This window comes from Anaerococcus porci (genome assembly GCF_034090325.1).
GTDB lineage: Bacteria > Bacillota > Clostridia > Tissierellales > Peptoniphilaceae > Anaerococcus > Anaerococcus porci.
Window position 1 is genome coordinate 21353 of the sequence record NZ_JAXDSU010000029.1, and the last position, 20205, is coordinate 41557.

At 28.7% G+C, this 20205-nt stretch carries 17 protein-coding genes, 1 other RNA gene and 1 pseudogene; 14 read left to right on the forward strand and 5 right to left on the reverse strand.

Going from position 1 to position 20205, the window contains the following annotated elements; all coding sequences use genetic code 11:
* Window positions 1-499 precede the first annotated feature (499 nt).
* Window positions 500-1000: a QueT transporter family protein gene (locus SOR60_RS03080; RefSeq protein WP_154538930.1), complete on the forward strand. Its 501-nt coding sequence runs from the start codon at window positions 500-502 to the stop codon at window positions 998-1000.
* 97 nt (window positions 1001-1097) lie between these two features.
* Here SOR60_RS03080 and SOR60_RS03085 read toward each other — a convergent pair whose 3' ends face one another.
* From SOR60_RS03085 to SOR60_RS03095, 3 genes are all read right to left on the reverse strand, one after another.
* Window positions 1098-1520: an Asp23/Gls24 family envelope stress response protein gene (locus SOR60_RS03085; RefSeq protein WP_320595162.1), complete on the reverse strand. Its 423-nt coding sequence runs from the start codon at window positions 1518-1520 to the stop codon at window positions 1098-1100.
* 64 nt (window positions 1521-1584) lie between these two features.
* Window positions 1585-1857 (reverse strand): metal-sensing transcriptional repressor, encoded by a 273-nt coding sequence (locus SOR60_RS03090; protein ID WP_176269253.1) that lies wholly within the window; start codon window positions 1855-1857, stop codon window positions 1585-1587.
* The gene (locus tag SOR60_RS03095) at window positions 1857-4391 is read right to left on the reverse strand and encodes a heavy metal translocating P-type ATPase (protein ID WP_176269254.1); all 2535 of its coding nucleotides are present in this window, start codon (window positions 4389-4391) and stop codon (window positions 1857-1859) included. Before SOR60_RS03095 ends, SOR60_RS03090 begins: the two co-directional genes overlap by 1 nt.
* 112 nt (window positions 4392-4503) lie before the next feature.
* Between SOR60_RS03095 and SOR60_RS03100 the strand changes: the two genes are divergently transcribed.
* Window positions 4504-4770: an acylphosphatase gene (locus tag SOR60_RS03100; protein WP_176269255.1), complete on the forward strand. Its 267-nt coding sequence runs from the start codon at window positions 4504-4506 to the stop codon at window positions 4768-4770.
* Window positions 4771-4935: 165 nt separating this feature from the next.
* Here SOR60_RS03100 and SOR60_RS03105 read toward each other — a convergent pair whose 3' ends face one another.
* A complete protein-coding gene (locus SOR60_RS03105) occupies window positions 4936-5289 on the reverse strand; it encodes a phage holin family protein (RefSeq protein ID WP_176269256.1) in 354 nt (117 codons plus the stop codon).
* 138 nt (window positions 5290-5427) lie between these two features.
* On the opposite strand from SOR60_RS03105, the gene SOR60_RS03110 reads away from it, so the two are divergent.
* The 11 genes and pseudogenes from SOR60_RS03110 to SOR60_RS03165 all read left to right on the forward strand — a co-directional run bounded on the left by SOR60_RS03110 (window position 5428) and on the right by SOR60_RS03165 (window position 18528).
* Complete coding sequence (locus tag SOR60_RS03110) at window positions 5428-6117, forward strand: DeoR/GlpR family DNA-binding transcription regulator (RefSeq protein ID WP_176269257.1); 690 nt, start codon at window positions 5428-5430, stop codon at window positions 6115-6117.
* Window positions 6114-7028 carry a 1-phosphofructokinase gene (gene pfkB / locus SOR60_RS03115; RefSeq protein ID WP_154538923.1) on the forward strand — a complete coding sequence of 305 codons (915 nt, stop codon included), beginning with the start codon at window positions 6114-6116 and terminating at the stop codon, window positions 7026-7028. Before SOR60_RS03110 ends, pfkB begins: the two co-directional genes overlap by 4 nt.
* The gene (locus tag SOR60_RS03120) at window positions 7019-8896 is read left to right on the forward strand and encodes a PTS fructose transporter subunit IIABC (RefSeq protein ID WP_320595163.1); all 1878 of its coding nucleotides are present in this window, start codon (window positions 7019-7021) and stop codon (window positions 8894-8896) included. The genes pfkB and SOR60_RS03120 overlap by 10 nt, the downstream gene beginning before the upstream one ends.
* 109 nt (window positions 8897-9005) lie before the next feature.
* Window positions 9006-10381, forward strand: a pseudogene (locus tag SOR60_RS10585) (aldehyde dehydrogenase family protein).
* A gap of 82 nt (window positions 10382-10463) precedes the next feature.
* The gene (gene dnaG, locus SOR60_RS03135) at window positions 10464-12116 is read left to right on the forward strand and encodes a DNA primase (protein ID WP_320595166.1); all 1653 of its coding nucleotides are present in this window, start codon (window positions 10464-10466) and stop codon (window positions 12114-12116) included.
* Window positions 12117-12142: 26 nt separating this feature from the next.
* The gene (gene rpoD / locus SOR60_RS03140; protein ID WP_320595167.1) at window positions 12143-14005 is read left to right on the forward strand and encodes an RNA polymerase sigma factor RpoD; all 1863 of its coding nucleotides are present in this window, start codon (window positions 12143-12145) and stop codon (window positions 14003-14005) included.
* Window positions 14006-14713: a tRNA (adenine(22)-N(1))-methyltransferase gene (locus SOR60_RS03145; RefSeq protein WP_154538919.1), complete on the forward strand. Its 708-nt coding sequence runs from the start codon at window positions 14006-14008 to the stop codon at window positions 14711-14713.
* Window positions 14679-15446, forward strand: a complete 768-nt coding sequence (locus tag SOR60_RS03150; RefSeq protein ID WP_154538918.1) for a Nif3-like dinuclear metal center hexameric protein — start codon at window positions 14679-14681, stop codon at window positions 15444-15446. The genes SOR60_RS03145 and SOR60_RS03150 overlap by 35 nt, the downstream gene beginning before the upstream one ends.
* A 36-nt stretch (window positions 15447-15482) precedes the next feature.
* Window positions 15483-15816, forward strand: an RNA gene (rnpB, locus tag SOR60_RS03155) — RNase P RNA component class A.
* A 265-nt stretch (window positions 15817-16081) separates the two neighbouring features.
* Window positions 16082-17683 (forward strand): NlpC/P60 family protein, encoded by a 1602-nt coding sequence (locus SOR60_RS03160; RefSeq protein ID WP_320595168.1) that lies wholly within the window; start codon window positions 16082-16084, stop codon window positions 17681-17683.
* 47 nt (window positions 17684-17730) lie between these two features.
* On the forward strand, window positions 17731-18528 hold the full coding sequence (locus SOR60_RS03165; RefSeq protein WP_320595169.1) for a bifunctional 5,10-methylenetetrahydrofolate dehydrogenase/5,10-methenyltetrahydrofolate cyclohydrolase: 798 nt from the start codon (window positions 17731-17733) through the stop codon (window positions 18526-18528).
* 284 nt (window positions 18529-18812) lie between these two features.
* Here SOR60_RS03165 and tpx read toward each other — a convergent pair whose 3' ends face one another.
* Complete coding sequence (gene tpx, locus SOR60_RS03170; RefSeq protein ID WP_320595170.1) at window positions 18813-19325, reverse strand: thiol peroxidase; 513 nt, start codon at window positions 19323-19325, stop codon at window positions 18813-18815.
* A gap of 154 nt (window positions 19326-19479) precedes the next feature.
* On the opposite strand from tpx, the gene SOR60_RS03175 reads away from it, so the two are divergent.
* Entirely contained in the window at window positions 19480-20127 is a 648-nt protein-coding gene (locus SOR60_RS03175; RefSeq protein ID WP_154538914.1) for a 50S ribosomal protein L25, read from the forward strand.
* Window positions 20128-20205: the final 78 nt, after the last annotated feature.

Sequence of the window (20205 nt, forward strand, 5' to 3'; positions counted from 1 at the left end):
AAAGGATAATGTAAGTCAGTTATGACCGTAAAGAACTTAATCTATTTGACTTGTTTTGAAAATATATTTTAACTATTCATATTATAAAATAGGAACTTTACTAGAAATGATTAAATTATACAAATTTAAACTTGAAAATTCTAATACATTAAATAGTTTATAAGTGTAAAAATTAATATGCTATTTTAATTATTGTTTGAGTACCTATATTAAGAAAAAGATGTGAATAATAAAGCAATCGAAAAACTTTTAGCTTTGTTCAATAGTTATATGTAAGGGCAAGAAAGAGTTGAGTTTTTCTTTTATATTACAAAAAGTATTAAAAAGAGAGTTAAATAATTAAGCGAGAAGTTACAAACTCTTTATTTTATCCTTAATAAATCGTGTGACATTTTGTCTATTTTTAATTTTTGGATATTGCCACAAATGGCTAAATATGCTACAATAAGTAAAGGATGTTTACTTGGGACCCATCCTAAAAAATATCAAGGGGGTATATATGTCAAATCAAACATATAATTTTAAAGATACAAATTTTTTAGTTAAGTCATCTGCTATAGCTGCCATTTATGCAGTTATAACTCTAATATATCCGGCACTAGCATATGGACCTATACAGCTGAGATTTAGTGAAATCTTGGTACTTTTAGTTTTTTATAATAAAAGATTTATACCTGGTCTTGTCTTAGGATGCTTTTTGGCAAACCTTGCTTCGGATATGGTCGTTTTTGATCTTATTTTTGGTACACTTGCATCATATTTAGCGTTTTCATTGATTAGAAAGCAAAATAATTTATTTATTGCTTCATTATTTCCAGTGCTTTTTATGTTTATACCTGCCATAGGAACCTACATATTACTTGACTCATCAACTGCATTTTTTATAATTCTAATTCAGTTTATGATATCTGAGTTTATAGTGGTAAGTATAATAGGTGTAATTATTTTTAAGATCTTGGAAAAAAATGAAGGTCTTATGAAAATAATTAAAAATTTTTAAAAAAAAGAGTTATTGTAAAATGAACTAATTGTTAAATATCATATAAGCAATGATAGACAAAATAATTCATTATATTGCAATAACTCTTTTAAAATTTTTATTTTTCTTCTTTTTTGTTTTCGTTTTTAGCTTTCTTTTCTCTATACTCATCTTTTGTAAGGATATCAACGATTTCAGCTTTAACTGCTTTTACATTAATTCCTGTAAGATCATTTACTTCTTTCTTTATATTTCTATCTAATGAAGCAAATACTTCTTGAGCTTTTTTACCATATTCAATAATAATTTTAGCATTTACTACTGCATTTTTAGCATCATCAATGTCGATTGTAATGCCTGCTGTATTTTCTCCATCAGAAAAATTATCAGCAAATGAACTTAGGATATTGCCCTTAAGTGCTAATACTCCATCTGTATTGTTTAAAACTTTTTTGGCAATTTTAGCTATTACATTATCATTAATTTTGTATTCACTTACTTCATTGGCAAATTCGCTTTGTACTTGATTTTTTTCTGTCATTATTCCTCCTTGTTTTATATCTATACAGTATAATTAATACCCATAGATCAAGTTGGTAAACAAATCACTTTGAAAGCTTCTTTATTACTTGTTCGATTTCTTCAATCTTTTCTATCCCATCTTCTGTTGAACCTTTGTTTACAGCATCATATACACAGTGTTCAAGATGGGATGAGAGGACTTCAGTATTTATATTTTTAAGTATTGATATTGAAGCCATAATTTGATTTGAAATATCTATGCAGTATCTATCGTCTTCGACCATCTTGATTATTCCATCAAGTTGTCCTCTAACAGTTTTTAATTTTCTTAAAGTTTTATCTTTATTAGCTTGCATTATTTATGTTCGATACCAACAAATTCGTATCCAGCATCTTCAATTGCTCTTTTTATTTCATCTTCATCAATAGAACCAAAGTAAGCAACGTTAGCTAACTTTTCATCTAAGTTTACTTCTGCCTTTTCAATTCCTGCTATTTTTTTGAGTGCTTCTTCTACATGATTTTTGCAGTGATTACAACTCATTCCATTTACCTTTACAATCATTTTATTTAAATCTGACATTTTATTCTCCTTTATATTTTCTTTGTTTTTTATTTCTTCTATTTTTTTACTATTTTTAAATTCTGGTTTAAATCCTCTTAACCTAAGTGAGTTTAAGCATACAAAGACTGATGAAAAACTCATTGCAAAAGCTCCAAACATCGGAGAAAGCTTAATACCAAAGAAAGGATATAATAAACCTGCAGCAAGAGGTATACCAATTATATTATAAAAGAAAGCCCAAAATAGGTTTTCTTTAATTGTTTTGATGGTTTTACTAGATAGCTTTATAGCACTTACGATATCAAGAATATTGTTTTTTATTAAGACAATATCGGCAGATTCAATGGCTACGTCTGTACCATTTCCTATAGCCATTGATACATTACTTCTTGCAAGAGCTGGAGCATCATTTATACCATCTCCAACCATCAATACTTTTTTACCCATATTTTGGAGGTTTTTAACTTCTTTTTCTTTATCTTGTGGCAACACTTCTGCATACTTTTCATCTATACCAAGTTTTTTTCTAATAGCTTCTGCAGTTTTTTCATTATCTCCAGTAATCATTATTACTTCATAGCCTAGACTTTTCATTTCATCTATAGCAATTTTAGATAAAGCTTTTGGTTTATCTTGTACTGCTATAAGTCCTATAACTTCGTTTTCATCTGCAAAATACATTGAAGTTTTACCTTCATTAGATAAAATATCAGCTTTTTGATCATATTCTTTTAAGTTGATATTTAACTCTTTCATAAGTCTTGAATTTCCAGCATAATATGTCTTGTCATTAAATTTTGCCTTAATTCCTTTTCCGCTCAAGGCTTCAAAATCACTTACATTAATTGGATTGATTCCATTTTCTTTAGCATATTCATTAATAGCATTTGATAAGGGATGCTCGCTTGCCATCTCCATAGAAGTAGATATTTTTATAAATTCGTTTTTTTCTATTTCTGTAAAAATATCAGTTACTCTTGGTTTACCTTCGGTAATAGTACCTGTCTTATCAAGTAAGATTATATCCACTTTGTGTAGGTTTTCTAAACTTTCTGCATTTTTAAATAGAAGACCGTACTCAGCACTTTTTCCGGTAGAAACCATTATTGCCATTGGTGTGGCAAGACCTAAGGCACATGGACAAGATATTACTAGAACTGAAATAGCAAGGTTTAGTGCGAATTCAAATCCATATCCTAAAATCATCCATATAATAAAAGTTATTATAGCTATGATAATAACAGCAGGTACAAATATAGAAGAAATTTTATCAGCCATTTTCGCTATAGGAGCTTTTGTTTCATTTGCCTCATTAACAAGTTCAATAATTTGAGCAAGGGTTGTATCTTCACCAACTTTAGTTGCTTTAAAAGTGAAAGTTCCTTGATTGTTTATTGTAGCTGAAATAACCTCATCACCAACCCCTTTATTAACTGGCATTGATTCGCCAGTTATAGCTGACTCATCAACTAAAGATGAACCTTTTTTTATAATTCCATCAACAGGGATTGATTCTCCTGGACGAACTATAATTAAATCTCCCTTGTTTAATTCATCTACTGAAACTTCTCTTTCTACTCCATTTACTATGACCCTTGCAGTTTTAGGAGCAAGATTCATAAGAGATTCTAAGGATTTTTTAGTTTCACCTTTTGATCTTTTTTCAAAGTATTTACCCAAAGTAATAAGAGTTAAAATCATTGCAGCTGATTCAAAGTAGAGATTATGTCTATACATTTCAACTATTTCTAAATTATCAAAACCTAATCCGTAAGACATTCTCATTATAGCAAATATACCATATGACAAAGCTGCACTTGAACCTAAAGCAACTAAAGAGTCCATATTGGGAGCCTTATTTATAAGACCCTTAAATCCTGATACATAAAATATTCTATTTACAAAAATTACCGGAATAGTCAGTAAAAATTGAATAAAAGCGAAGTTTACACTACCCTCAGCACCGTCTAAAAAATGTGGTAGGGGAAGATTTATCATATGTCCCATAGAAACGTACATAAGTGGAATCATAAATAAAAATGATACTATAAGTCTAAATCTTACACTTTTTTCTTCATCCTCATATTTATCTTCTAGAACGGAAGTTTTTGCTCTTTTATCCTTAAGCCTTGCTCCGTAACCAACTTTCTCTACAGCTTTTATAATATCATCTTCGGAAATTTTATCTTTATCAAAATCAACATTCATTGTTTCTGATACAAGATTTACATTAACATCATTTACGCCTAGATTTTTAACGGCTCTAGTAACATTAGCTTGGCATGAAGCACAAGTCATTCCAGTAATATCAAATCGTTCTTTCATTTTACCTCCTTACTAACACCGGGTGGGGGTGTATATTTATATTATAATACAAATTTTAAATATGTAAAGGAAAATCAATTGGGTATTAATATAAAAAGTTAGGAGTTAAAATATGAAAAGATATAATTTGATTTTTAAAGGAAGAGTCCAAGCGGTTGGTTTTAGATATAAGGCCTTGATGCTTGCAAATGAATTAAACTTAACAGGAAATGTCCATAATCTGTATGATGGTGATGTTGAAGTAAATATTCAAGGAAGTAAGCAATATATAAATGTTTTTATAGAAAAACTTAATAAGGATAAGTTTATTAGAATTGATGATATATTAATAAAAGAAATTGATCTTATAGAGGGTGAAGAAGAATTTAATGTAATATAGGGGATTTTGCAAAATTAGTTAATCTTTGCAAGGTCATTACAAGTTTTCAAAATTTTATATGCTAATTCCCTATAAAAATCTATCCCAACGATATTAAGATGTGTTTTTAAAATGTTTAGGAATAACTTGTAATGATGCAAAGAAATACATAATTTGAAATAATACCTAATTTTTTTTGAATGAACTATCTAGTATTGGATTTATTATTGAAAGAATTATAGATGCAAAAATTGCTGTAGTAAATGAATCAATAAAAGCTCCACTAGATAGAGAAAAAGCTAGTTTTAATACAAATGCATTAACTATAAAAGAAAATAATCCAAAAGTTATTATAGTTAATGGCAAAGATAAGAGCTTTAAGATTGGTTTAATAAAGCTATTTACAATCATTAACATAAGAGCAGTGATAGCTAGTGATTTAATTTCTGTAAATGATATGCCAGTAAATAATAAATCTATTATATATAGGCTTATGCCATTTGTTATCCAACTTAGAAATAATCGACCTATAAAAAACATGTTTTACTCCCCTTTCTTTTTGTTACATTATCTTTTATATTATATAAAAAAGCAAGTTTTAAGTCTTTTTGATTAAAAATGATAGATTTTGAAAGAAAATGATTGACTTTATTTTATTATGTGTTAAAATATATACAAATGATATTTGAAAAAAGGTTAGAGATTATTTTAGATACTCTAAAAGAGTTTAGACAAGTTTCTAATAAGATTTTGATAGATAAGCTTGATATAAGTGAATCCACCTTAAGAAGGGATTTAGATTTTCTTGAACAAAGAGGTGAGATTAAAAGGGTTCATGGTGGTGCGATTTTAACAAATGTAGAGTTTGAAGAAAAATCTTATGATAAAAATATTGTATTAAATATTGATAAAAAGTGTAATATAGCCAAAAAAGCTTCAAATTTAATAGGTAATTCAAAATATATATTTCTTGATGCAGGAACTACAACTAATTTACTAATAGATTATCTAGATAAGGATATTAATGTTGTAACTAATGGAATTATGCATATAGATAAGCTAAATAAGAAAAAAATAAAAACCATATTATTAGGTGGATTAGTTAAGTCAAAGACAAATGTGACTATTGGAGAGAAAACTATTTTAGAGCTTTCAAGTTTTAACTTTGATATAGCTTTTATTGGAGCAAATGGTTATGCAAATGGTGAATTTACTACTCATGATCCAAGCGAGGCGAAAATAAAAAGGCTAGCTATAGAAAGATCCAGAAAAGCATATATTTTAGCTGATAGTTCTAAAAAAAATAGAATATACTTTTCAAAAATATGTAGTATAAACGAAGTTGACTTAATAAGGGAGGACTTATGATTTACACTTTAACTTTAAATCCGTCAATAGACTATATATTAGGTATTGATAAATTTGTTGATGGGGAAACTTTAAGGAGTACCTATGAAGAAAAATATCCAGGTGGGAAGGGAATTATGGTTTCTAAGCTTCTTAAAAATCTTGGAGAAAGTTCAATTAATATTGGATTTTTAGGAGGCTTTACAGGAGATTATATTAAAAAAGAGCTTGATAAATTAGATATATTTCACAACTTTACAGAAGTTTCAGATGATTCGAGAATAAATGTTAAATTAAAATATGGACAAGAAACTGAAATAAATGCCAAGGGTCCTAATATTAGTGAAGCTGAAATAGTTAGCTTCTTAGACTTTATAGATGAACTTAATGAAGATGATTTTGTAATTATTTCAGGTTCTATACCAAAGAGCTTGGGAGATGATTTTTATAGGATAATTATTAATATCTTAGATATAAACAATGTAAGGTTTGCACTTGACACTAGTGGGAAGAAACTTTATGAACTTTCAAGCTATAAACCATTCTTAGTAAAACCAAATAAAGATGAGCTAGCAGATGTTTTTGATACATCTATCGATAATGAAGAAGATATAATAAGGTATGCTAGAAAGCTTTCAGATAGAGGAGCTGAAAATGTAATAGTGTCTCTTGGTGCAAATGGATCAATTTTTATTGATGAAAATTTTGCTTATAAGGCAAATCCTATAAAAGGAAAGCTTATTAATTCAGTTGGTAGTGGAGATTCTATGGTTGGAGCCTATATTTATGGATATATGAGTGGACTTTCAAAAATAGATTCTTATAAGCTTGCAGTTGCAGCAGGCTCTGCTACAGCCTTTAGCCAAGATATAGCTGATAAAAAATTAATATATGAAATTTTAGACAAAGTTGAGGTAAAAGAATGGAAATAAAAGATTTATTAAAAAGAAATCTTATGATTATGGAGCTTAAAGCTTCTAATAAGATGGATGTTATTGATGAAATATCTCAAAAGTTTTTTGACGAAGGGATAGTTGAAAGTAAGGAAGAATTCAAGCAAGGACTTATAAAAAGAGAAGAGGAAACATCAACTGCCTTAGGTGAGGGAATTGCCATGCCTCACTCAAAAAATGATACTGTAAAAGAGCCTGCAGTTTTGTTTGCTAAAAAAGAAGAGGGGCTTGATTATGAGGCTCTTGATGGAGAAAAATCATATATATTCTTCTCAATAGCAGTACCAAATGGAGAAAACAATCTTCATGTTGAGACTTTGGCGCAATTATCTAAGATGATTCTTAAAGAAGGATTTATTGATAAATTAAAAGAAGCCAAAACTCCAGAAGATGTTTATAATGTAATTGACTGTTATAAAGAAAATATAAAAGAAGAAATAGAAGAAGATAAAGAAGAAAAAATAAAAACAGACCAGAAATTTATAATTGGAGTTACAGCTTGTCCTAATGGTGTAGCTCATACTTATATGGCTCAAGAAGCTTTAGAAAAAGCAGGCAAGATCAATAATGTAAGAGTAAAAATTGAAACTAATGGTTCTGATGGTGTTAAGAATAGACTTACAGATGAAGATATTAAAAATGCAGATGCTGTAATTATAGCTGCTGATAAAAAGGTAGAAATGAGTAGATTTGATGCTAAGAAACTAATCCAAAGGCCAGTATCTGATGGAATTAGAAAAAGTGATGAACTTATAAAAGAAGCTATATCAGGTTCTTTTCCAATTTATTATGCAGATAATCATGAAAAAGAATCAAATACCTCTTATAGTGAGAAAACAAATCTAAGATCTGAAATTTACAAAGATCTTATGAATGGAGTAAGTCATATGCTTCCGTTTGTCATTGGCGGTGGTATTTTAATGGCTATATCTTTTTTATTTGAAAGATTTTTTGGTGATTCATCAATTGCTTTCATCTTTTTAAATAAAATAGGAATAAGTGCATTTAACTTTCTCATTCCTGTTCTTGCAGGATATATTGCCTACTCAATAGCCGACAGACCAGCTTTAATGCCTGGTATGGTTGCAGGTCTTTTAGCTAGTGAGGGAGCTGGATTTTTAGGAGGACTTTTGGGAGGCTTTATAGCTGGTCTTGTGGTAAATACGCTTAAAAAAGTATGTAGAAACATGCCAAAGTCACTAGATTCTGTTAAACCAATGCTTATTTATCCTGTATTTGGTCTATTAATTACAGGAGTTATAATGTTCTTTATTGTAGATCCAATATTTACAGGAATTAACAACGGACTAAATAGCTGGCTTATGAATATGGGTACTACTAATAAGGTATTGATTGGTTCTCTTCTTGGAGCTATGATGGCAGCTGATATGGGTGGTCCTATAAATAAGGCGGCATATACTTTTGCAACAGGAGCTTTCATCGGAACAAATGATGGAGCCTTCATGGCAGCTGTTATGGCAGGCGGAATGGTTCCACCAATAGCAATAGCTTTAGCTTCAACATTATTTAAAAACAAATTCAATGAAAATGAAAGAAAGTCAGCCTTATCAAATTACCTACTTGGATTATCTTTCATAACAGAGGGAGCAATTCCATTTGCAGCAGCAAAACCACAACTTATAATTCCAATATCAGTTATAGGAGCTGGTATAGCTGGAGGATTAACTCAATTGTTTAATGTATCAGTACCAGCACCACATGGTGGGGTATTTGTACTTCCAGCAATGAGCTCTTTAAATCAGGCTATATTTTTTATTCTATCCTTTGTAATAGGCTCAATAGTTTCTGCTATACTCCTTGGTATATTTAAGAAAAAAGAAGATTAGTTAAAATATTAATTATTTAACTGAACCCCCAAATCTAAAATACAGATTTAGGGGTTTTTTTAATTTCTAAAATTGGGTATTAATATCTTAAGGTATAAAGGAGAAAGTTATGAATGAATTTAAAAATATAATAAATGAACAAAAGATATTATTTAAATCTGATAGAACAAAAAATGAAGAATTTAGAATAAATACACTAAAAATTTTGAAAAAATCTATTAAAAATAATGAAAGTGAAATTATTCTTGCTTTAAAAAAAGATTTAAGTAAATCAGAAACTGAATCATATATATCTGAGATAGGTCCTGTATATAGTGAAATAAATTTTGCTATAGATAATTTAAAAAATCGGATGAAAAAGGAAAGAGTTCAGACAAATTCTATATCTATGCCTGCAAAAAGTTATATTATATATGAGCCTTTGGGACTTACTCTTATTATATCTCCTTGGAACTATCCTTTTATGCTTTCAATGGGACCTATTATTTTGGCTATATCTAGTGGAAATACTGTAATCTTAAAAACATCTAGAAAATCCAATCATACATCTTATATAATCAGAAAAATTATTAATGAAAGCTTCGATAGATCGTTTATATATTGTATTGATAATGAAAAAATAGATTATGATGAACTTTTAAGTTATAAATATTACCATATATTTTTTACGGGTTCATCAAAAGTTGGTAGGACTATAATGAAAAAAGCAAGTGAAAATCTTGTAAAAGTCACCTTAGAGCTTGGTGGAAAGAGTCCTTGCATAGTAGATGAAACAAGCAATCTAAGGCTTGCAGCTAAAAGGATAATTTGGGGGAAATTATTAAATGCAGGACAAACTTGTGTTGCACCAGACTACTTACTTGTGCATAAAGATGTTAAAGAAAAGCTTTTAATGTTAATGAAAGCTTATATTATAGAATTTTTTGGCGATTTTCCTTTAAATAATCCTGACTATCCCAAAATTATAGATACATATCTTTGGAAAGACTTGTTTCATTGATAAAAAATCAATATATTTATAGTGGTGGTTTATATGATTTAAATCTTTTAAAGATTGAACCTACTATTATAGAAAATGTAGACTTTAATAATAAAATAATGAAAGAAGAAATTTTTGGATCTATATTACCTGTGATAGCATATGAAGATATGTTCGATATTATAAATAAAGTAAAGAATATGGATAAGCCACTTAGTATGTATATTTTCTCTGAGGATAATGAACATATAAATAGTTTTGTAAATGGTATTTCAGCAGGTGGTGTCTGTATAAATGATACTATTATGCATATAACAAATCCTAATCTAGAATTTGGTGGAGTAGGAGAGTCTGGTATGGGAGGATATCATGGGAAATTTGGATTTATAAACTTTTCTAATAGAAAAGCTCTTATGCAGAGGTCAATAAATATTGATATTAAGGTAAAATATCCTCCATATTCTAATGGACAAAAAATTTTACTTAAGAAAATATTTGATAATTAGGATAACTACCTTATCCTTTTATTTTAATTATTGAAGAAAAAAATTATAAAAGTATAATAACTTAATATCAAGGGGTGGTTTAATGGTATTTATATCTGATGAAAAGAAGAATGAAATTTTAGACAATTCGGATATTGTAGCTATAATAGGAGAATATGTCGATTTAAAAAAAGCTGGTTCTTCCTATAAGGGTTTATGCCCGTTTCATCATGAAAAAACTCCATCTTTTACAGTTGATGACAAGAAACAATTATTTCATTGCTTCGGTTGCGGCCAAGGAGGAGATGTTGTTTCTTTTATTATGCAAAAAGAAGGTCTTTCTTATATTGATTCAATGAAATACTTGGCTAATAAGGCAGGTATTAAGATAGATAATAATGTTTCTTCTAAAAAGAACGCTATTTTGAATTCTTATTATGATATAAATAAAGAAATTATGATGTTTTTTTATAAAAATCTTTTAACAAATAAAGAAGCTCAAATTTATCTTAAAAATAGGGGATTTTCTTCTAGTGTCGTTAATACCTTTATGCTTGGATATGCCAAAAATTCTTGGGATGATTTATTAAATTTTGTAAAAAAGAAGGATTACCTACTTGAAGATATTCAAAAGCTAGGTTTAATAAAGAAAACTGAAAATGGAAGATATTATGATAAGTATAGAAATAGACTTATTTTTCCAATAATAAATCATTATGGGAAGGTAATAGGTTTTGGTGGAAGAAGTATAGATAATTCTATGCCTAAGTATCTTAATTCACCTGAAAGTGAGGTCTTTAAGAAAAGATATAATCTATATGGATTAAATATCTATAAAAAACAAAATACTAAAGATATAATTTTAGTAGAAGGCTATATGGATGTTATGGGACTTAATAACCAAGGTATAGATATTGCAGTGGCAAGCCTAGGTACAGCTTTAACTCATGATCAAGCGAAGCTTTTGAAAAGATATGCTGATAATGTCTATATCTGCTATGATCAAGATAGTGCTGGAATAAAAGCTACAGATAGAGCTATTGAAATACTTTTAGATGAGGATATTAAGGCGAGGGTAATAAAACTTGAAGATGGTCTAGATCCTGATGATTTTGTAAAAAAATATGGAAAAGATGTTTTTAAAGAAAGAATGGAAGAAGCTGATGATGTATACAACTATAAGTATAATAAAATACTTGATATTTATGCTTCAAGTAACAAAAATGAAAAATTTGATAAATTAAACTTATTTATTGAGTTTTTGGCATCAATAAGATCTGATTTAACTAGAGAAATATTTATAAATAATGTTAGTAAGCTTTTTAATATTGAAAAACAAACTTTAAAACAATCCATATTAAAGTATAATGAGAACTACACAAATAAAACAAATTCTAGAAACTTAAAAGAAAAATCTTTCAAGAAAAATAGAATTATTGACTATAAAAAATATACCATATCTACAAATGAACTTGAAACACTTAGGTTATTTTTAAACCAAAGAGATGATTACAATGATGATGCGGAATTTTTTGATAAGGTTTTAAAGGATGAAAGAGTAGAAAAGCTGAAAGACTACATCAAAAGTCATGATGATATAGTAAATATAAGAGATGATTTTACAAAAGATTACTATTTTATAATAGATTATATAGAAAACAAAGCAAATAAAATTGAATCCTTCGAATTAAAGGAAAAAATAAAACTTGAAAATAAAAGAAAATTACTTAAAAAACTTAGATCAAAGAAAGATTAATCACTTCAGAGCTGGAGGGGAGACTTATGACTAGTGATAATGATAAGATGCTGGAAGATGATCTTCTAAAGGAAATTATAGATGAATTTAAATCTATAAGTGAATCACAAGATGGAGTTGTAACTTATAAACAAATTTACACTTTTGAATCTATTAGTGAAATGGAAGATGAAGGCAAAAAGTACGTTATAGGCCAGATAATTTCTAATGGTATTGAGATTGTAGAAGAACAAAGAACTATACTAGATGAAGATGAAGATACAGAAGATGATTTGGAAGATGACTTAGATGATGATTTAGAAGATGAATTAGATGAAGATGAAGATTTTTCAGATGAGTTATTAGAAGATCATATGAAAAGGGCTAATGTAAAGGAAAAAATAGAAAAAAAGGCTAGTCAAAATGATGTCGTCGGAATAAAGACTGATGATCCAGTTAAGATGTATTTAAAGGAAATTGGCAAGGTTAAGCTTTTGGATGCAAGAGAAGAAATTTATCTTGCTAAAAAAATGGAGTTAGGGGACATAGCTTTAAGATCAAAAGCTGGGAAAAAGCTAACTAAACAAAACAAAACAAAGCTTGCTCTAGATATATTTTATGGAGATTTATCTATAACTTTGCTCAAGGCAAATAGCCTTACAAAAGAGGGAAAAGAGCTTGATGAAGATACAAGGGTAAATATATTATCCTTAATAGATATTGGCAGTCAATTTCAGAATATGCTTAATCAAGAGCTTACAGAAGATCAACGTGATGCAATAAAATCAAAGATTTTAATATGTGATATAGCTCAGAAGTCGATTTTAGATAAGGAATTAAGCGAAAAAGAAGCTAATATCTTGTGTGATTTATTTGATAATTTTGGTAAACTTGTTGCGACTAAAGAATCAGATGATATAGTATCATTGATTTATCTTGCTTTTTCAGATCTTTATAAAAAAGGTGTAGAAGTTCAATCATTGAAAACAAATGATAGACTTTTAATTAATGATTTAATTAATTTTGGGAATAAGGCTAAACAAATTCTAGATAAAAAGACACTATCAGAAGATTCTATAAAAGATTTAGAAAGATTTAAAGCTATCAAATCTCTTTGTAATAAAATTTTCAGTGATAAGGGATTTGATTCAGAAGATGTAAAAAAACTTAATAAGGCAATATTTGATGCCAATAGAGCTAAACAAAAACTTGCTGAAACGAACTTAAGATTAGTAGTATCAATTGCGAAAAAATATGTAGGTCGTGGAATGAGCTTTTTGGACCTTATTCAAGAAGGAAATATGGGTCTTATGAAGGCTGTTGATAAATATGATTATAATAGAGGGTTTAAATTTTCAACTTATGCTACATGGTGGATAAGACAAGCTATAACTCGAGCTATAGCAGATCAAGCAAGAACTATTAGAATACCTGTTCATATGGTAGAAACTATTAATAAACTTGTAAGGATTCAAAGGCAATTAGTTCAAGATTTGGGTCGTGATCCTTCTAATGAAGAAATAGCTGAGCAAATGGGAATAGAGGTAGAAAAGGTTCAAGAAATTAGAAAAATCGCACAAGAACCAGTTAGTTTAGAGACACCTATAGGTGAGGAAGAGGACAGCCACTTAGGAGATTTTATAGAAGATGATACAGCCATAAATCCTGATGATGCTGCAAATTATTCGATGCTTAGAGACCAATTAAATGAAGTTTTATCGTGTCTTGGTGCAAGAGAGAAAAGAGTATTACAACTTAGATTCGGACTTATAGATGGTACACCTAGGACACTTGAAGAAGTTGGTAAAGAATTTGACGTTACACGTGAAAGAATAAGACAAATTGAGGCAAAAGCACTTAGGAAGTTAAAATCTCCTAATAAGAGTGAATTATTGAGAGACTTTTTATAAATGAAGATTACAAAAAGATTAAAAGAGATAGTAAATATTGTAGACTGTGGAAAGAAAGTTATAGATATAGGGACTGATCATGGATTGGTCCCTTTATATTTAGCAAAAACTGGTAAATCATGTGATATACTCGCAACAGATATATCAAAAGCGAGTCTAAAAAAACTTGAAGATGAACTAAATGATGATTTAAGAAAGATAATAAAAACAAAAGTGTGTGATGGTTTTGAAGGAATAGATATAAAAGAAAATCAAATAGCGATAATAGCTGGTATGGGAGCTGTAAGTATAATTGAGATTTTAAAGGCTAATATAGATAAGGTAAGAAAGCTTGATTATGTAATTTGTGAGGGAAATATTGGTAACGAAAAGCTTAGGGAATTTCTTAATAATAATAATTTCTATATAGATAAAGACTTTCTAATTAAAGATGGTAGAAAACATTATGATATAATTAGATTTAAAAATGGAGCTGACAGAGTTTTAAAGCTTTCGGAAATTTATTTTGGTAAGTTTATATATGAGGAAGAAAATCCTTTACTAATGCCAAGACTTTTTAAAATTGAGAAAAAGAACTTAGCTTTTAAAAAGCAGATTGAGAACAATTCTATTAATAAGGAAGGGCTTGATTTAGTTGAACAAAGACTTAGAGCAATAAAAGAGGTAAAAGAATATGAAAATAAGAGAAGTAATAGAATTTCTAAATGAAAAATTTCCAGAAGATTTACAAGAAGATTGGGATAATTCTGGTCTTCAAATTGGAAATCTAGAAAAAGAACTTACAGGAATACTAGTATCCATGGACTTAAGTTATGAAACTATAATAAATGCTAAAATAAACAAATGTAATCTTATTATAAACCATCACCCGATGTTTTTTATCCCACTTAAATCAATAGATTTATCTACAAAATATAATAAAAATATAGAACTACTTATAAAAGAAGATATAAGTGTCTATGCTATGCATACTAATCTTGATAAGGCTGAAGGTGGAGTAAATGATAATCTTGCAAAAATATTAAGCCTTAAAGATGTCAAAAAATTGGATGATTACAATGAATACCCTATTGCTAGATTTGGAAATGTAGAAAAAATTAAAGCTAGAGATTTTGCACAGATTGTTAAAGAAAAACTAGAATGCAAGGGAATAATTCTTTATGGAGATCCAGATAAAGAAATATCAAAAGTTGCCTTATGTGGAGGAGCAGGAAGTGATTTTATAGAAGATGCCATTAAAAAAGAATGTGATCTTATAATAACAAGTGATGTAAAATATCATGAAGCTTTAGATAACTATAAGGATATAGTTATACTTGATCCAGGGCATTTTGCAAGTGAGAATCATGTGATATGGATGCTTAGAAAACTTTTATTAGATAATTTTGATACCAATATAGTATATTTTTCTTTTAATGAAAAATTTAGAGAGTTTATTTAATTTTGAAATTTATAAAAATATGGTAAAATACTAAATAGAGTAAATCGAATAATCGCGTCTTAGACGAGGAAAGTCCGTGCACCACAGAGCAAGGATGCTAGATAACGTCTAGTAAGGGTGACCTTCAGGCAAGTGCAACAGAAAGTATACCGCCAATTTATTTGGTAAGGGTGGAATGGTGATGTAAGAGCTCACCAGGTGATTAGTGATAATTACGCTGTGTAAACCCCATCCGGTGCAAGAACAAAAGGGACAGTAGGATTGCTGCTCGTAACGGTCCAGTATGGTAGTTCGCTTGAGCTAATTGGTGACAATTAGCCTAGATAGATGATTATTTTAACAGAACACGGCTTATAGATTTACTCTTTTTTTATATATAATTTTATCAAAATAATTTTTAATAGTTACAAATGTTTCGTAAAAGTGAATAAAAAATTACGAAATTTATTTTTTTATTTTTTAATAATTTAAATTTATTGGGAATTATCATTCTAAATTATAAATATACATAAAAAAAGCTGCTAAAAGTGTAATTTTTTTGTAACTAATTGTTGACTATTTTATCAAAAAGATATATTATTATTCTAGATTTCATAACAGAATTTCATAACAGATAATAATAGACGGAGGATACAATGAGTAAGAAAAATATAGGATCGACAATTGGAGTATTAGCAGCAGTAACTATCGGGGCAACTGCTTATGCTTCTACAATGAATAATCTAGATAAAGAAGATCAATCAAAAAAGGTACTTGATAGCAACGTATCTTATGTGGACAGTAATCTTGCTTCAAAAGTAGAAACTGTAAAAAAAGACTATGCTAATGAAGTTAAGAATACTAAGTTTGCTGAAAAGGAAAATAAAAGTAATAGAAAAAATGAAAAGATTGAAACATCTAGAAACCTAGCTGATCCTTCAATTCTTGAATCTTCAAGTGAACAAGCAATCGTAAAAGCTGTTAACAAAAAAATCAAAGAAAACGATGTAAAAAAAATTGAAGAAGATACAATTTCAAATGTAGTTGAAAAAAAGAATGATAAAGTAGATGAATCTGTAGTAGAAAAATATGTAAGTGTTGATTCTCTTAATATTAGATCATCAAAAACAGACCAAGAAAATAACATAGTAGGTGTTTTAAATAAAAATGATAAAGTTTCAGGTATTATAGAAGATGGTTGGCTAAAAACTGAAAAGGGATACATAAACTTAAACTTTTTATCTGACCAAATAGTTGAAGAAAAAGAGCCTGAAGAAGCTCAAAAGGTAGAAGCTGAGAAAAAAGCCGAAGAAGAGGCTCAAAAAGTAGAAGCCGAGAAAAAGGCTGAAGAGGAAGCTCAAAAGCCAATTGCTTACACAGGATGGGTAAATATTGAAGCACTTAATGTAAGAAGTGGTGCAGGTACTAGTTCAAACTTGTTAGGAGTCGTAACTAAAGGTGATAAGTTAAGTGGAGAGCTTAAAGATGGTTGGCTAAAGATTTCTTACAATGGACAAACAGGTTTTGTAAGTGCTGATTATCTGTCAGATACAGAAGTAGCAAAACCAGCTCCAGTTGTAGAAGAAAAAGAAGTAAATGAAGAAAAAGAAGAAGCTAAGGCTGTTTATTATACAGGTTGGGTAAATACACCATCATTAAGAGTAAGAAGTCAAGCGAACACTTATTCTAATACTATAGGTAATATAAGTAAAGGAGATAAGGTAGAAGGACAACTTGCTAATGGCTGGTTACAAATTTCATATAATGGACAAACAGCTTATATAAATGCAAGCTATCTTTCAGATACAGAAGTAGCAAAACCTGCTCCAATAGTTGAAGAAAAAACAAATAATATAGTAGCAGAAAAAGCTTCATACCAAAATAACCAAGTTTCTGGAAGTGGGCAACAAGCTGCAAACATTGCCGCATCATTTGTAGGATATCCTTATGTGTGGGGTGGCTCAACACCAAGTGGATTTGATTGTTCAGGATTAGTTTATTATGCTTATAGACAAGTAGGAGTGAATTTAAATAGAAGTTCTAAAACTCAGTTTTATAATGGATATTCAGTAACTAATCTTCAAGCAGGTGACCTAGTATTCTTCTCATCTGATGGAGTTATAGATCATGTAGGAATGATTATTAATTCTAATGGAGATTTTGTACATGCATCTACACCATCAAGAGGAGTAGTTATAGATAATATCTATAGTTCATGGTATCAAAATTCATATGTTGGAGCTAAAAGAATATTTTAATATAAGTAAAGTACAAAACGTCCTTAGGGACGTTTTTTATAAATAATATGAAAATTATAAATTCAGATAAAATAATAGAAAATCTAATTAAAAAAATAAAAAAAAATAAATACAAAAAGAAACTTTTAATAATTTCTCAGATTAATAAGGGGCCTGTTTTAGCATATAAAAAGGCTATTTTAAAAAGATGTGAGGAATTTGAAATTGATGTAGTTGATAAGCTCTTTAGTAATGATCAAAATCATATAGATATAATTGAATATTGTAATAAGATTAGTAATATTGATGGCTTTATAATTCTTCAACCTTTAGATTCAAATACTGATTTAAAATATCTTAGAAATAACATGCCTTTTAACGATTTAGATGGGTTTACTTATGAATCTTTAGGAAAAATTATGGATAAGGATTTCTCGCATATGCCTCAAACTGCAAGGTCTGTTATAAAGTTTATTGAATATATGAACATAGATTTAAAGGGCAAAGATGTAATTGTAGCTAATTCTAATAATGTTATTGGAAAGCCATTATTTATGTATCTAAATTCAAAAAAAGCTACGGTGACAATGTTTAATTCCAAGAGTGAGAATCAAATAGAAAAAGTAAAAAATGCTGATATATTTATAAGTGCTATTGGTATAGCTAATTACTATGATAAAAAATATTTTAAAGATGGGCAAATACTTATAGATGTTGGAACAAGTTATATTGATGGTGTTTTATATGGAGATATAGATTATGAAAGTATATCTCCACTAAATATTGATTTGGTAAGCTCTAAGAAAGGGGTTGCCTCTATAACAACCCTATCTTTAATTGAGAGTTTGCTTTATAAGAATAGTTAACTTAGATAATTAGAAAATATATTTTTGTGTATCATTCAATTATAGTGATTTTAAAACATATGGATAATATGTGATAAAGTTGCTATAATCTGACTTTTTGAAAGCTAATAAATTGTATTAATGATTTTTTAGCTTAAGAAAATGTAGATATAGATTAACTATTAGATTAGAGCATTATAAATAAAATTCAAATAGTTTTTAATATGACTTTAGAGTATTTAAAGGTATTAAGAATTTATATCTATCTAAAAAACATCCCGTTGGGATGTTTTTTGAATAGATATTTAAATTAAATTTTTAGCAGCTTCTATAGCAGCTTTATAATCAGGTAGAGATGTATTTTGTTCAAGATATTCAATATGAACTAATTTATTATCTTTATCTATTACAAAAACTGCTCTATTTTGTAATTTTAGCTCTTTAATTAAAGTTCCATATTTATCAGCAAAGTCAAGATAGTTATAGTCGGATACTGTTTTTACTTGGTCAATACCTTTAGCTGAGCAGAATCTTTCTTGAGCAAAAGGTAGATCGTTTGATATAGTAACTATAACTACATCTGGGCTTATATCAGCAGCAGCTTGGTTAAATTTAGTAGTTTGTATTTCACAAACTGATGTATCAAGTGAAGGAACTACTGATATAATTTTTATTTTTCCTTCTTCTTCTTTATAAAAGTCATATTCTGATAAGTCATTGTTTATAGCTTTAAAATTTGGAGCTGTATCACCAACATTAAGCTCATCACCAATAACGGTAACTATTTCTTCACCAAATTTTTTCTTTCTTTCTGTCATATATACCTCCTAAAATAAATCTTATCTACAATAATATACCCCAAATTTATGTTGTTATTATAAAAAATATAAATTTGATATTTAAATTGTCAAAATAAGTAAAATAAGGTATAATAAGTCAGTATGAAGTGATTATTAAAATAAGGAGGACACAATGGCAGATATAGTATTAGAAGCGAAAAAAAGAGATGCTGTTGGAAAAAATAAAGTTAATAAACTTAGACAACAAGCTATTGTACCAGGTGTTGTATATGCTAAAGATAAAGACAATGTAAATGTACAATTTACATCAAGAGATTTTGAAAAAGTACTTAGCCAAGCAGGAACATCTACAATTATTGATTTAAACATTGATGGAGAAAAAGTAGCGGTTTTAATTAAGGATTATCAAATGCATCCTTTTAAATCACAATTTTTCCACGTAGACTTTCAAGCAATCAATGCTAAGGAATCTATCAGAGTAAATGTACCTGTTTACCTAAATGGAAGAGATGATATAAGAGTAGAGCCTTCAGTTCTTGTTCAAAATATTGACACTGTAGAAGTTGAATGTTTACCTATGTATATACCACAATATGCCGAATTAGAAGTAGCTGAAATGCAAATAGGTGATTCATTCACAGTAGCTGACCTTGATATAGCTAAAGATAATAACATTACAATATTATTAGAAGATGATGAAGTTATATGCTCACTTCAAGAACCTCAAGAAGAAGTTATTGAAGATGAAGAAGAAGCTAATAGTGATGCAGCTGATGTTCCTACAGTTAATGAAACTGAAGAGAAAGAGAACGAAGAATAAAATTAAGGCCGAGTAAGGTCTTTTTTTTATACAAATTTATGATTAAAGTTTATAGATATTTTATATATAACATCTTGT

Excerpts from the sequence above, each read along its gene's own strand:
- SOR60_RS03110 (WP_176269257.1), top strand. The coding sequence starts at position 5,428 with ATGATATTTGAAAAAAGGTTAGAGATTATTTTAGATACTCTAAAAGAG.
- rpoD (WP_320595167.1), top strand. The coding sequence starts at position 12,143 with ATGACTAGTGATAATGATAAGATGCTGGAAGATGATCTTCTAAAGGAA.
- tpx (WP_320595170.1), bottom strand. The coding sequence starts at position 19,325 with ATGACAGAAAGAAAGAAAAAATTTGGTGAAGAAATAGTTACCGTTATT.
- SOR60_RS03100 (WP_176269255.1), top strand. The coding sequence starts at position 4,504 with ATGAAAAGATATAATTTGATTTTTAAAGGAAGAGTCCAAGCGGTTGGT.
- SOR60_RS03165 (WP_320595169.1), top strand. The coding sequence starts at position 17,731 with ATGAAAATTATAAATTCAGATAAAATAATAGAAAATCTAATTAAAAAA.
- SOR60_RS03085 (WP_320595162.1), bottom strand. The coding sequence starts at position 1,520 with ATGACAGAAAAAAATCAAGTACAAAGCGAATTTGCCAATGAAGTAAGT.
- SOR60_RS03095 (WP_176269254.1), bottom strand. The coding sequence starts at position 4,391 with ATGAAAGAACGATTTGATATTACTGGAATGACTTGTGCTTCATGCCAA.
- SOR60_RS03080 (WP_154538930.1), top strand. The coding sequence starts at position 500 with ATGTCAAATCAAACATATAATTTTAAAGATACAAATTTTTTAGTTAAG.
- SOR60_RS03105 (WP_176269256.1), bottom strand. The coding sequence starts at position 5,289 with ATGTTTTTTATAGGTCGATTATTTCTAAGTTGGATAACAAATGGCATA.
- SOR60_RS03175 (WP_154538914.1), top strand. The coding sequence starts at position 19,480 with ATGGCAGATATAGTATTAGAAGCGAAAAAAAGAGATGCTGTTGGAAAA.
- SOR60_RS03160 (WP_320595168.1), top strand. The coding sequence starts at position 16,082 with ATGAGTAAGAAAAATATAGGATCGACAATTGGAGTATTAGCAGCAGTA.
- pfkB (WP_154538923.1), top strand. The coding sequence starts at position 6,114 with ATGATTTACACTTTAACTTTAAATCCGTCAATAGACTATATATTAGGT.
- SOR60_RS03120 (WP_320595163.1), top strand. The coding sequence starts at position 7,019 with ATGGAAATAAAAGATTTATTAAAAAGAAATCTTATGATTATGGAGCTT.
- SOR60_RS03150 (WP_154538918.1), top strand. The coding sequence starts at position 14,679 with ATGAAAATAAGAGAAGTAATAGAATTTCTAAATGAAAAATTTCCAGAA.
- SOR60_RS03090 (WP_176269253.1), bottom strand. The coding sequence starts at position 1,857 with ATGCAAGCTAATAAAGATAAAACTTTAAGAAAATTAAAAACTGTTAGA.
- dnaG (WP_320595166.1), top strand. The coding sequence starts at position 10,464 with ATGGTATTTATATCTGATGAAAAGAAGAATGAAATTTTAGACAATTCG.
- SOR60_RS03145 (WP_154538919.1), top strand. The coding sequence starts at position 14,006 with ATGAAGATTACAAAAAGATTAAAAGAGATAGTAAATATTGTAGACTGT.